This window comes from Yoonia ponticola, assembly GCF_014199395.1.
GTDB classification, from domain to species: Bacteria; Pseudomonadota; Alphaproteobacteria; order Rhodobacterales; family Rhodobacteraceae; genus Yoonia; species Yoonia ponticola.
Map to the genome: position 1 here is coordinate 149,280 of NZ_JACIJM010000006.1, position 13,175 is coordinate 162,454.

Below are 13,175 nucleotides of genomic sequence, written 5' to 3' on the forward strand. Positions count from 1 at the left end.
AATTATTTGACGACTGCCCGGTGGGACGGGCCCAGCAAACACAGGCGGACAGGACACATGACATTGAATCTCTCGATTCCCGGACAAGACGAATTGAAGCCACGCATCACCGTATTTGGTGTAGGTGGGGCAGGCGGTAACGCCGTCAACAACATGATCGAGCAACAGCTTGAGGGTGTTGAATTCGTTGTGGCCAACACTGATGCGCAAGCTTTGCAGCAGTCTAAGTCGCCTGCGAAAATCCAGATGGGCATTAAAGTCACCGAAGGTCTGGGTGCTGGTGCACGCGCGACTGTTGGTGCTGCCGCCGCTGAAGAAAGCATCGAACAGATCGTGGATCACCTTGCTGGTGCGCACATGTGTTTCATCACGGCCGGTATGGGCGGGGGCACTGGTACTGGTGCCGCGCCGATCATTGCACAGGCTGCCCGCGAAATGGGTGTTCTGACTGTTGGCGTTGTGACAAAGCCGTTCCAGTTCGAAGGCGCCAAGCGCATGAAACAAGCCGATGACGGCATCGAAGCTTTGCAAAAAGTTGTCGACACGCTGATCATCATCCCGAACCAGAACCTGTTCCGTCTGGCCAATGAAAACACCACATTTACCGAAGCATTCGCACTTGCAGACGACGTTCTGTACCAAGGTGTGAAAGGCGTGACCGACCTGATGGTCCGTCCGGGCCTGATCAACCTCGACTTTGCTGACGTTCGCGCCGTAATGGACGAAATGGGCAAGGCGATGATGGGCACAGGCGAAGCAGAGGGTGAAAACCGCGCTGTTGAAGCCGCTGAAAAAGCCATCGCAAACCCACTGCTCGACGAGATTTCTCTCGAAGGTGCGAAGGGCGTTTTGATCAACATCACAGGGTCTTACGACCTGACATTGTTCGAACTCGACGAAGCGGCGAACAAAATTCGCGAAAAAGTCGATCCAGAAGCAAACATCATTGTTGGGTCCACGCTGGACACAGCCATGGAAGGCAAAATGCGCGTGTCCGTTGTGGCCACAGGCATCGACGCCGTTGCGCGTCACATGGAAGCGCCCGTCCCACGGCGTTCCATGTCACAGCCGTTGACGCAAACACCTGCGGTTGAAGAAGCAGCTGCCGCACCTGCGCCAGTTGCAGCACCAGTCGCTGCGGTTGCAGCAGCACCAGTGGCCGCGCCAGAACAGCGCACGATGTTTGAACAGCCTGCACGCGCTGCAGAGCCAACATTCGCACCGCGCCGTGATGAAGTGACGGACGATCTGCCGCCGCCTGCTTACCAGCCTGCGCCAGAGCCAACTTTGGAAGCGCCAGAAGAATTCGTCGCACCACGCGCCGCTGGCACACCAACACCAGAAGCGATGGCACGTTTGCAAGCCGCTGTTGGCCGCGCGCCAGGTGGTCAAGTGGCGCGTCCTGCAGCCGCTGGTCCAGCACCAGTGTCCGCAGATGCAGCAGAAGAAAAACGCGGCTTCGGGATCAATTCTTTGATCAACCGCATGACTGGGTCCGGCGCAGAGCCACAACAATCTGCACGTCGCGCACCAGAAGTGACTGCGATTCACGATGAAGCAGACGTTGATCCAGACCAAGAACGCATCGAAATTCCAGCGTTCCTGCGTCGCCAAGCGAACTGAAACTGTCATAAATCTGTGACGTGGGCGTTATGACGCCCCGTCACGATCACGAATGAAAGCCACCTTCGGGTGGCTTTTTTCGTTTTGGGACAGGTGTTTGTCGGATTTTACTGCTGATTGCTGCATCGCAGCGTGAACATGTTTCAGTCCGTCGCAATTGGTGAATTGAGCCGTAGGCCCACTGGCATTAAGTTAACATCACAATAAGAAACAATCGTGGTAGAGGCCCGGTGCAAGCAACGTTGAAATCATCTGTGACCTTCAAAGGGGTTGGCCTGCACGCAGGACAGCCTGCAACCATGGTCGTGCGTCCGGCATTGCCCGGCAGCGGTATCGTTTTCCGCCGCATGGACATCTTGGGCGAAGCAGGGCGTTTGCCCGCACGCTGGGACACGGTTGAAGTCTCGCCGTTGAACACCCGCCTGCGCAATGCCGCTGGCGTCACACTTTCGACGATTGAACATGTGATGGCCGCGCTTTCAGGCTGCGGTATTCACAACGCCTATATCGAACTTGATGGCCCAGAAATTCCGATCATGGACGGATCATCTGCTGCATTCGTGCGTGAATTTGTGTCTGCTGGTTTGGCGCAACTCGACGCACCCATGCGTGCGATCAAGATTTTGGACACCGTGACAGTCACCGAAGGCGACGCCACGGCAACGCTTTCGCCTGCGACGTCACTGCAAATCGCATTCGACATTGATTTTGCGGATGCTGCGATTGGTACGCAACAAAAAACATTGAACATGGCAAATGGTGCATTCGTGCGTGAACTCTGCGATAGCCGCACATTCTGCCGCGCGGTGGACGTGGACACGATGCGGGCCAACGGCTTGGCGCTTGGTGGAACCATGGAAAACGCGGTTGTCGTTGATGGGGACAAGGTTCTTAGCCCCGGTGGTTTGCGCCATTCCGACGAGGCCGTGCGCCATAAAATGCTTGACGCATTGGGCGATCTTTATACTGCCGGCGCGCCGATTTTGGGCCGCTACACAGGTCACAAAGCTGGCCATGCGCTGACGAATAAGCTGCTGCGTGCGCTTTTTGCACAGCCGAAAGCATGGCGCTGGGTCGATGTGGATCACAGCATCGCCGCCCGTTTGCCCGGTGTTGGGGTTTCCCCCGCTGATCTGGACGCTGTTGCCTAGTTTCTTTGGTCTTTTTGGATTACGGGGGCGTGGGTGCTGGCCCCGAAATCACCTTAAACACGTGTCTTATGCGCGGAAGTGATCACCATGCTTGGAAAAGGCATTTTGCACCCCAAACTTTTCTGCTAGACCCTTCTACAAATGGGGCATAACCCCCTGAGCAGAATTTGCGTTGCACGAGGACATCTATGTCAGGCATTTCCAGTCAATCCGGCCGTGTGGCCCGCCGTTTGGGGCCCGTGCTGGCGCTGTATCTTTTGGCAAGCTGCGGCGTGTTCGCCACAGAGCCGCCAGTTGATCTTGAAACACTGTCCGCCCAACAGATTTTCGCAATGGGCGAAATGGAGTTGGAGCAGGGCAAGGCCGACGAGGCCGCGATCACCTTTGGTGAGATCGAACGCTTGTATCCGTATTCGGGTTTTGCCCAACGTGCGTTGATTATGCAGGCGTTTTCGTATCACAAAAACGAAGACTATCCGAACAGTCGTGCCAGCGCGCAGCGCTACATCGATTTCTACCCTGTGGAAGAAGATGCCGCCTACGCACACTACTTGCTCGCGCTGTCTTACTACGACCAAATCGACGATATTGGCCGCGACCAAGGGTTAACGTTTCAAGCGTTGCAGGCCCTGCGCATCGTGATTGAAAAGTATCCAGGTACTGAATACGCAAGCGCTGCGATTCCTAAATTTGACCTTGCGTTCAGCCACTTGGCTGCCAAGGAAATGGAAATTGGCCGTTATTATCTGAAACGCAACAACTATGCGGCTGCGGTTAACCGTTTCCGTATCGTGGTCGAGGATTTCCAAACGACGCCACACACCGCAGAGGCTTTGCACCGTTTGGTGGAAAGCTACCTGTCGCTTGGTTTGACTGCCGAAGCACAGACCGCTGGCGCGATTTTGGGCCACAATTATCAGTCCACGGAATGGTATCAGGACAGCTACGCGCTGCTGACCGGACAGGGGCTGGAAATGCGCTCGGAGGGGGACAACTGGTTGTCCTCGATTTACCGTCAGGTGTTGCTGGGCGAATGGCTCTGACAGCTTTGGAAAGGCGCGTTTAGATGCTGCGCGGCTTAGACATACGCGACATGTTAATCATTGACCGGTTGGAGCTTTCGTTTCAGCCGGGGTTGAATGTGCTGACGGGTGAAACCGGTGCGGGCAAGTCTATCCTTTTGGATTCATTGGGTTTTGTTCTTGGCTGGCGAGGACGTGCCGAACTCGTGCGAGCAGGGGCCGAGCAAGGTGAAGTCACCGCCGCATTTGATCTGCCCATCGATCACGCGGGCCGCGCGGTGCTTGCTGATGCTGGGATCGAGGTCGAAGACGGCGAAGTTATTTTGCGCCGGATCAACACCCGTGACGGTCGCAAAACTGCATGGATTAATGACCGTCGCGTGAGCGGTGAAGTGCTGCGCAAGCTTTCAGAAACGCTCGTGGAATTGCATGGTCAACATGATGATCGCGGCCTGTTAAACCCGCGTGGACATCGGTTGATGTTGGACGAATACGCTGATTTGGACGCTGATATCGCAAAGGCGCGGTCGTCGTGGAAGGCGTTGTCAGAGGCCCAGAAGCGACTGGATGAAACACACGCCAAAATTGCAGAAGCCAAGGCCGAAGAAGAATATTTGCGCCATGCGGTTGCTGAACTCGACGCGCTTGATCCGCAGGCTGGCGAAGAGGCGACGCTGGATACCCAGCGCCGCACGATGCAAGCTGCCGAGAAAATTCGGGCTGATATTGCCAAGGCTGGTGATGCGATTGGTTTGTCCGGTGCTGAAGGCATGGTCAATGATGCGAACCGTTGGTTGATCAATGCGGCCGACAAAGCAGACGGACGTTTGGACGAGCCACTGTTGGCATTGGAACGCGCAGCATTGGCTTTGGATCAGGCGCAACAAGGCGTGGCAAGCTGTCTTGATGCGCTGACATTTAATCCGTCAGAGCTTGAAGACGCCGAGGAACGGCTGTTCGCGATCCGTGGATTGGCACGCAAACACAATGTCTTGGCGGATGATCTGGGACCATTTGCGGACGACTTGCGCACACGGCTTGCTGTGCTCGACGGTGGGGCAAAAGACCTTGCCACGTGCGAAGCCGATTTGATGACGGCACAGGCCGCATATAACGCCGCAGCAGATCGGTTAACCACGAAACGGACCAAAGCAGCCAAGGTGTTGGACAAGGCGATGGCGGCTGAACTCGCTCCGCTGAAAATGGAACGCGCGGTTTTTGTGACCATGGTGACGCCAGTCGACGCGGGCCCCGAGGGCCGCGATAGTGTTGCATTCACGGTTGCTACAAACCCCGGCGCGCCTGCTGGACCGCTCAATAAAATTGCCTCGGGCGGCGAATTATCGCGGTTCTTGCTCGCGCTAAAGGTGTGTTTGACCCAAGCGGGGGCCGGTGGCCTGACGATCATTTTCGACGAAATCGACCGTGGGGTTGGCGGTGCGACGGCTGATGCGGTGGGCAGACGTCTGTCGGAATTAGCCCGCGACGGTCAGGTGCTCGTGGTCACGCATTCGCCGCAGGTTGCGGCCCTCGGTCAGCATCATTGGCGCGTTGAAAAACGCCAGACCAAAAACGAGACCACATCAACCGTGGTCCCGTTGCTGAACGACGACCGCATCGACGAGATCGCACGCATGTTGTCGGGCGATACTGTGACCGATGCGGCACGCGCCGCCGCCGAAGCATTGATGTCGCCGACCGTATAGCTGCCCGCACTTGGACAGTTGGGCCTAATCGCCTAGGGTCTTGGCAACGCTGACACTTTGGCCTTGAAAGTCCCGACCATGGCTTCGCCCGTCTCACAGTTTCTGTCCGAAAGCTGGACCAAAGGGTGCGGCATGACATCGCGTGGTTTGCTGACGATCAAGCAAAAAGGCCCGTCGCAGGTTCAGTTCTGGTTCATCGCCCTTTTCATCGGTATCGCGGCGGGGTTCGCCGCACTTGGGTTCCGGTTGGGCGTCGATTGGTTGCAATCGGCGTTGTATCAGGCCGAAGACGTCAGCCGATTACACACGCTCGCGACACGGTTAAGCTGGTATCACATCGTATTGATCCCGACATTTGGCGGGTTGTTGGTGGGCCTGATTTTGCATTTCTTCACCGAAGATAATCGCGCGCGATCAGTGGCAGACGTGATCGAAGGGGCCGCATTGAAAGAAGGTCGCGTGCAGGTCCGGCGCGGTTTGGCGTCAACTGCGGCCAGCTTTGTGACCTTGTCTTCGGGCGGGTCGACGGGGCGTGAGGGGCCGGTTGTGCATTTGGCCTCAGTGCTATCAACCATGGTTTGCCGCGTCATTCGGGCGGACGGGATAACAGGCCGCGACCTGCTGGGCTGTGCTGTTGCGGCGGCGGTTTCGGCCAGCTTTAACACGCCAATTGCGGGGGCATTATTTGCGCTTGAAATCGTGCTGCGCCACTTTGCTGTGCATGCTTTCGCACCGATCGTGATTGCCTCTGTCGCGGGAACGGTGATTAACCGCATGGCCTTTGGCGATGTGACCGAATTTGTCTTACCGACCCAAAATGCGCTGAATTTCTATGTTGAATTGCCAGCGTTCCTGCTGCTGGGCCTGTTGTGCGGTGTGATCGCCGTCGTCCTGATGCGGGCGATTTTCTGGACCGAAGACCTTGCCAATCATTTACAAAAACAAACCGGATTACCTGGATATTTACGCCCCGCCATCGCTGGCGTTTTGCTCGGCCTCTTAGCTGTTAAATTCCCGCAAATCATCGGCGTAGGCTACGAGACAACGACCGAAGCGCTATCCGGTAACCTGACCTTCACAGCGGCGGTGATGATCGCTGTGGTCAAGGTGGTGGCGGTTGCAATTACGATGGGTGGGCGCATGGGCGGCGGTGTCTTTTCGCCTGCTTTGATGGTGGGGGCCTTGGCTGGCCTCGCGTTTGGGATCATCGCCACCAGCATTTTCCCTGACGTGTCTGGGGAAGGATCGCTCTACGCGCTCGCGGGCATGGGGGCGGTCGCGGCCGCTGTGCTTGGCGCACCGATCTCTACATCGTTGATTGTGTTTGAGCTAACAGGCGACTGGCAAACCGGTTTGGCCGTGATGGTCGCCGTGTCAATGTCTACGGCGATTGCCTCGAAAATGGTCGATCGGTCGTTCTTCCTGACGCAATTGGAACGCCGGAATGTCCACCTTGCCGCAGGCCCGCAGACGTATTTGCTCGCCACTTTCCGCGTGGCGAGTGTGATGCGCAAAGCCGACACACCGGGCAGCGCAGATATTGAGAACTGCTGGGAATTGATCCGCGACGGTATCTACATCGACGGCAATGCGACGCTCGAACAGGCGATGCCAATCTTTGAAGCGGGCAATCAGGTCTTCATCCCTGTGGTCACAATCGCAGACGAAGATGCCCCGCCAGAATTGTGGGGGGCATTATTTCAGGTGGATGCGCTCAAGGCGATGAACAAGGCGCTTGCGGCAACAGCGGCCGAAGAACACTCGTAAGAGTTCCACGCGGCGCCTTGCTTCTTTGACTTTCTTCAAATCCTCGCCGAAGGCTTGGGATCTGCAAGATCCCAATTCAGCTAAACTTGCTCAATCGCTACTTTTTCGCCGTAGAACGCCAGATATCCTGCGATGTCTTTGGCCACATCATTGGGTGTCTCGTAGGTCCAAACCGCGTCGGTCAACGTGCCGCTTTTCGCTTCGATCGAGAAATAAGTCGCAGTGCCTTTGTGCGGACAGGTCGTCGTCGTGTCGGTTGGTTCCAGAAAAGCCATCGCAATGTCAGAGCGTGGGAAATAGATCACCTCTGGATTGTCGCCTTCTTTCACAGCCAAGGCTTGCGTGGTTTCGCCCAATACGGCGCCCGCCACGCGAACAACCCAAGTCCCCTCGGCGGGGGAAACGGTGATTTGTGGTGCCATGACATAGTCCTTTCAAAACAATCATAAGGTGCCCCAAACGGGCGCCAATAGTCGATTGCAGTCTGCTTATAATGGGGCGCAGGCCGCGATCAGCCAGTCTTTGGTCGTACTGTCGATACGGTCCGCCAGCAGGCGCAATGTATCAGCATGGTATTGATCAATCCAGTCTCGTTCGGCGTCCGATAGTTCATCCGCAATGATGAGGCGGCGATCAAGCGGGACGTGTGTTAAGGTCTCGAAATCCAGCATATCGCGGGCATCCGCGCCGGGCAGCGGGCTGGCCTGTTTCACAACAATCAGGTTCTCGATGCGAATCCCGAATGCGCCTTCGCGATAATAACCCGGCTCGTTCGATAGGATCATACCCGCCTCAAGCGGTGTGGTTGCGCGGCGGGAAATGCCTTGCGGACCTTCATGCACACTCAAATAACTGCCAACACCGTGGCCGGTGCCGTGGTCGTAATCCTGCCCAGCTTGCCAAAGTGGGGTACGCGCCAGCGCGTCCAGATGCGATCCTGCAACGCCTTTGGGGAACCGCGCCATCGACACGGCGATCATCCCGCGCAACACGCGGGTGTAGCAGACGCGGTGCTCGTCGCTTGGTTCACCCACGATCATGGTGCGGGTGATGTCGGTGGTGCCGTCTTGATACTGACCACCCGAATCAACCAACAACAGCTCGCCGGTCTTCACCTCACGGTTGCTGTCTTCGCTCACACGGTAATGCACAATCGCGCCATTTGGACCCGCGCCGGAAATTGTCTCGAACGAGATATCGCGCAGGGCGTTGGTGTCGCGGCGAAAGCCTTCTAGCGATTTGACCACGTCGATTTCAGTCAGATTGCCGCTAGGGGCCTCTGCATCGACCCACGCCAAAAACCGCACCATCGCGACAGCATCGCGGATATGGGCGTCACGCGAGCCTTGGATTTCAACAGGGTTTTTACACGCCTTGGGCAAGGAACACGGATCGGCAGCCTCAATCAGCTTTGCATTCGTGATCAGTGGTTTAATGGCGTAAGGGCATGATTTCGGATCAATCTGAACCGATCCTTTCAACGCCGCGACATAGCCGTCAAACGCATCCCAGCCATGCACCTGTACGTCAGCGCCAAGATGCTCTGCAATCGCATCGGCCTTACCAGCGCGGGCAAACAATGCGACGCGACCAGACTTTTCCAAGATTGCAAAAGCGTGCGGCACCGGATTACGTTTAATGTCCGTACCACGGATGTTCAACAGCCATGCGATGCTGTCAGGCAGGGTCAGGATACACGCATCAGCTTTCAAATCCTTGGCGAGGCGCGCACGTTTGCGCGCATGTTCTTCGCCTGATAGTTGCAGGGGATGCGCCGTAAACGGGGCCATCGGGGCAGGGGGCTGATCGGTCCAGATCTGGTCAACGGCATTGGCGATAGGGGCCAGCGTGATCTGTGTGTCTGACAGGGCCTCGCGATGGGCGTCGATGTCAGCGACGGTATGCAACCAAGGATCAAACCCGATCACAGCCTTGGCCGCGGCATTTTCACGCAACCAGTCACCCAGTTGCACCTCTGGCCAATGCACGGGCGTAAACACATCGGCAACTTGGCTACGCACCTGAAGCCGATACCGCCCGTCAATGAACATGCCCGCAACATCCGGCAAAACCGCACAAAAGCCAGCCGAGCCGGAAAACCCTGTTAACCATTCCAGCCGCGCATCACGTGGGGCCACATATTCGCCCTGATGCACATCGGCACGCGGCACCAGAAATCCGTCCACTCCGATATCCTTCAACTCAGGGCGCAATGCGCTGAGCCGCGCAGGGCCCTGTTCAGGTGTCGATGATACGTCAAACGTCTGAAACATTTTGCAAGTCCTTAGCTTCTTTGACTTCTTTTATATCCCGGGGGATTGGGGGCTGGCCCCCAACACCGATTTTTCTAGAAAAATCGTATGAATTTTCGCGAAAATTCGTCACCCGGATTTGCGCATACCCATCACACGGGCGCGTTTGCGCGGGTCGCTGTCGAAGAGGCTGGCAAGCTGTTCTGTCATCGCACCAGCCAGTTGTTCCACGTCCGTGATCGTGACCGCGCGTTCATAATAGCGCGTCACGTCATGGCCGATCCCGACGGCGATCAGTTCAACTTCTTTGCGTTTTTCGACCATCGCGATCACGTCGCGCAGGTGCTTTTCAAGGTAATTCGCTGGGTTCACCGACAAGGTACTGTCGTCCACAGGTGCACCGTCTGAGATCACCATCAAGATTTTGCGCTGCTCGTGCCGTGCTTGCATCCGGCGGTAGGCCCATTCGAGCGCCTCGCCGTCGATATTCTCTTTCAGCAGCCCTTCTTTCATCATCAGCCCAAGGTTTGGCCGCGCGCGCCGCCATGGCGCATCGGCCCCTTTGTAGATAATGTGGCGCAGGTCATTCAGACGACCCGGCGTGGCAGGACGTCCGTCGTTTAGCCATTTTTCACGGGCGAGTCCGCCCTTCCAAGCTTTTGTTGTAAAACCTAAAATCTCGACTTTAACCTGACAGCGTTCCAATGTCCGTGCCATCACATCCGCACAAATCGCGGCGATTGAGATCGGACGCCCGCGCATCGATCCAGAATTATCTAGCAGCAGGGTCACGCAGGTATCGCGGAATTCGGTGTCTTTTTCCTGCTTGAACGACAAGGGCGTGGTCGGGTTGGCCACGACACGCGCAAGGCGGCCCGCATCCAATGTGCCTTCTTCAAGGTCGAATTCCCAAGACCGGTTTTGCTGCGCTTGCAGGCGGCGTTGCAATTTGTTCGCCAGCCGCGACACAGCGCCTTTCAGCGGATCAAGCTGCTGATCCAGATAGGCCCGCAGACGTTCCAACTCGATCGGTTCGGCCAAATCTTCGGCACGGATTTCTTCGTCGTCGGCGTCGGAATACACGCGATAATCGGGGTCGGCGGCGGACACAGACTGCGGCGGCGGTGGATCAAGCGGTGCCTCCCCGTCGGGCATTTCGGTTTCTTCGCCCATTTCAGGATCAGCCTGATCATCCATCGAGACTTCGGCTTGCGATGCGTCTTGCTGGTCGTCTTGGGTCTGCTCTGGCGATGCTTCGGCCTCTTCGCCTTCGCTTTCATCGTCGCCGGTGCTGTCTGGCTCGTCCTGATTGTCGTCGCTGCCCTCTTCAGCCTCATCGTCTTGATCATCGTCAAGGCTGTCGGGATCTTCGCCAAGCTGATCGGCATAGCCCAAATCGGCAATCATCTGCCGCGCGAATTTTGCAAAGGCCTGCTGATCTTCAAGCATATCGGTCAGGTGCTCAAGCGTGCCGCCCGCCTGTTCCTCGATAAAGCCGCGCCAGTGGTTCATCACGTTGTCCGCCCCTTCGGGCAGATCGCGGCCAGTGGCGAGGTGACGGATCAAGTAGCCAGCCGCGACCGCAAGCGGCGCGTTTGCACTGTCTTTGACCTGATCGTAGCCTTTGCGCATGGCTTCATTGGCGATTTTCGCGTCGATGTTACCAGCCGTGCCAGGCATGTGTTGTGCGCCGACGGCTTCGATCCGTGAGGTTTCCATCGCCTCATAGAGGTCACGCGCCATCTGGCCTTGCGGCATGTAGCGCGCGGATGTTTTCGGATTGTGGAATTTGTGGCGCAACGCAAATGCGTCGGCGGTGCCACGCGCCAGCAAGACTTCGTCGCGTGTCATACGGCGCGAAACCTGCGGCAATCGGATCGTTTCAGCCGTTTGGCCCGCCGGATCAACCGAATAGGTCACAGACAATTCAGCGTCGCCAGCGATGACTTTTGTAGCCTCAGCGAGCGCCTTTTTGAACGGATCAGCAGGGTTGTCGTTTGGTTTACTCATGGCAGCGGCTCGTCCGAATTTAGGTTAACCTAAGGATATCGGAAATAGTCGCCGGATGCTATGGGGTCATTCGTCGAAGTCGGGTTCTTCAAAGGTGATTTTCGCCTCTGGAGCCAGATTAAATGGCTCGGATGCGAGATCGTGCATCGTGGTTAATTCAGCGACGCCGGGCAGGGTGTTGCCCGCTTCGTCCACAAACGCCAAACGGGGGCGGTAGGTTTTGCCGCCCATCTCAATCGCGCCGTCATCAAACAGATACGCAAGCTCGGTGACGATGCCTTCGACGTTCGCTTTTGCAGCGTCTTCGGGCATGTTTTCGGTGAAGAGGGGCAGTAATGCGTGGGCCATCAGGCTGGCTGATGTCGCGGCCAAATCGTTATGACCGGGTGCGTAACCGTCGGGTAATTCAGCGCCGATAATCATTTTCATTTTATGTGCCTCATTAGATCGTCTGCTTTTGTTGCGGACAGCCTATCGGCAAAAAGGGACAATTTTATGGAAATAGAAGGGCGAATGAAAAAAGGCGAGGCTGGTGCCTCGCCTTTGATCGATAAACTTCGGAAACTTAGCCCAGTGACAGGCTTGCCGCTGATTCAGGCAGTTCTTCGTCAAAGCAGCGCTGGTAGAATTCAGCGACTGTTTGGCGTTCCAGCTCGTCGCATTTGTTGAGGAATGACAGGCGGAAGGCATAGCCCACGTCTTGGAAAATCCGTGCGTTTTCGGCCCATGCCAGCACGGTCCGTGGCGACATCACCGTGGACAGATCGCCGTTCATGAAGGCAGTCCGCGTCAGATCCGCAACAGTCACCATCTGGGAAATCGTCTTGCGACCAGCAGCGGTGTTAAAGTGCGGCGATTTGGACAGAACGATTGCTGTTTCGGCGTCGTGCGACAGATAGTTCAGGGTCGCGACGAGCGACCAGCGGTCCATCTGCGCTTGGTTAATCTGCTGGGTGCCGTGGTACAGGCCAGTGGTGTCGCCCAAACCAACAGTGTTGGCTGTCGCGAACAGGCGGAACGACGGGTGCGGTGTGATGATTTTGTTCTGATCCATCAGCGTCAGTTTGCCGTCAGTTTCCAACACACGTTGGATCACAAACATCACGTCAGCGCGGCCCGCGTCATATTCATCAAACACAATCGCAACCGGATTGCGCAGCGCCCATGGCAGGATGCCTTCGTGGAATTCAGTGACCTGAACGCCGTCGCGCAGTTTGATCGCGTCTTTGCCGATCAGGTCGATCCGGCTGATGTGGCTATCAAGGTTAACACGCACGGCAGGCCAGTTCAGACGGGCCGCAACCTGTTCGATGTGCGTTGATTTACCTGTACCGTGATACCCTTGGATCATCACGCGGCGGTTGTAGCCGAAACCCGCGAGAATCGCCAAAGTCGTGTCAGGATCGAATTTGTAAGTGCTGTCGATTTCAGGCACGCGGTCAGTCTTCTCGGCAAAGCCTTTGACCTTCATGTCAGAATCAATGCCAAACACCTCGCGAACAGAAATATCTTCGGTTGGTTTTGCTGGGATATCCAAGTTGTCGTCGGCCATAGACTTCTGCTTTCCAAAATCGCGCTTTTATCCGTGTTTGGATGCAACATTCCGCGCACGGCTGCAAGGGGAACGGTCCCGACTTTGATCCA

General features: G+C 56.6%; 10 protein-coding genes. 5 read left to right on the top strand and 5 right to left on the bottom strand.

From position 1 onward, the window contains the following. Positions 1 to 57: 57 nt before the first annotated feature. The 5 genes from ftsZ (at position 58) to FHS72_RS12065 (ending at position 7,269) form a co-directional block, all read left to right on the top strand. Complete coding sequence (gene ftsZ, locus FHS72_RS12045; RefSeq protein WP_183529434.1) at positions 58 to 1,623, top strand: cell division protein FtsZ; 1,566 nt, start codon at positions 58 to 60, stop codon at positions 1,621 to 1,623. A 230-nt stretch (positions 1,624 to 1,853) separates the two neighbouring features. Beyond that, entirely contained in the window at positions 1,854 to 2,774 is a 921-nt protein-coding gene (lpxC, locus tag FHS72_RS12050; protein WP_183529435.1) for a UDP-3-O-acyl-N-acetylglucosamine deacetylase, read from the top strand. A 188-nt stretch (positions 2,775 to 2,962) separates the two neighbouring features. Then, a complete protein-coding gene (locus FHS72_RS12055) occupies positions 2,963 to 3,817 on the top strand; it encodes an outer membrane protein assembly factor BamD (protein WP_183529437.1) in 855 nt (284 codons plus the stop codon). Between the two features lie 23 nt (positions 3,818 to 3,840). Further along, on the top strand, positions 3,841 to 5,502 hold the full coding sequence (gene recN, locus FHS72_RS12060; protein ID WP_183529439.1) for a DNA repair protein RecN: 1,662 nt from the start codon (positions 3,841 to 3,843) through the stop codon (positions 5,500 to 5,502). 78 nt (positions 5,503 to 5,580) lie between these two features. Continuing rightward, positions 5,581 to 7,269, top strand: coding sequence for a chloride channel protein (locus FHS72_RS12065; RefSeq protein ID WP_183529441.1), 1,689 nt, complete (start codon positions 5,581 to 5,583; stop codon positions 7,267 to 7,269). Positions 7,270 to 7,349: 80 nt separating this feature from the next. Here FHS72_RS12065 and FHS72_RS12070 read toward each other — a convergent pair whose 3' ends face one another. From FHS72_RS12070 to cobS, 5 genes are all read right to left on the bottom strand, one after another. Then, the gene (locus FHS72_RS12070) at positions 7,350 to 7,691 is read right to left on the bottom strand and encodes a DUF427 domain-containing protein (protein ID WP_183529443.1); all 342 of its coding nucleotides are present in this window, start codon (positions 7,689 to 7,691) and stop codon (positions 7,350 to 7,352) included. 66 nt (positions 7,692 to 7,757) lie between these two features. Beyond that, the gene (locus tag FHS72_RS12075) at positions 7,758 to 9,542 is read right to left on the bottom strand and encodes an aminopeptidase P family protein (protein ID WP_183529445.1); all 1,785 of its coding nucleotides are present in this window, start codon (positions 9,540 to 9,542) and stop codon (positions 7,758 to 7,760) included. A gap of 108 nt (positions 9,543 to 9,650) precedes the next feature. Next, positions 9,651 to 11,531 (bottom strand): cobaltochelatase subunit CobT, encoded by a 1,881-nt coding sequence (cobT, locus tag FHS72_RS12080; RefSeq protein ID WP_183529447.1) that lies wholly within the window; start codon positions 11,529 to 11,531, stop codon positions 9,651 to 9,653. Positions 11,532 to 11,597: 66 nt separating this feature from the next. Next, complete coding sequence (locus FHS72_RS12085) at positions 11,598 to 11,960, bottom strand: hypothetical protein (RefSeq protein ID WP_183529449.1); 363 nt, start codon at positions 11,958 to 11,960, stop codon at positions 11,598 to 11,600. 136 nt (positions 11,961 to 12,096) lie between these two features. Then, complete coding sequence (gene cobS / locus FHS72_RS12090) at positions 12,097 to 13,083, bottom strand: cobaltochelatase subunit CobS (RefSeq protein WP_183529451.1); 987 nt, start codon at positions 13,081 to 13,083, stop codon at positions 12,097 to 12,099. Between the last annotated feature and the right edge of the window lie 92 nt (positions 13,084 to 13,175).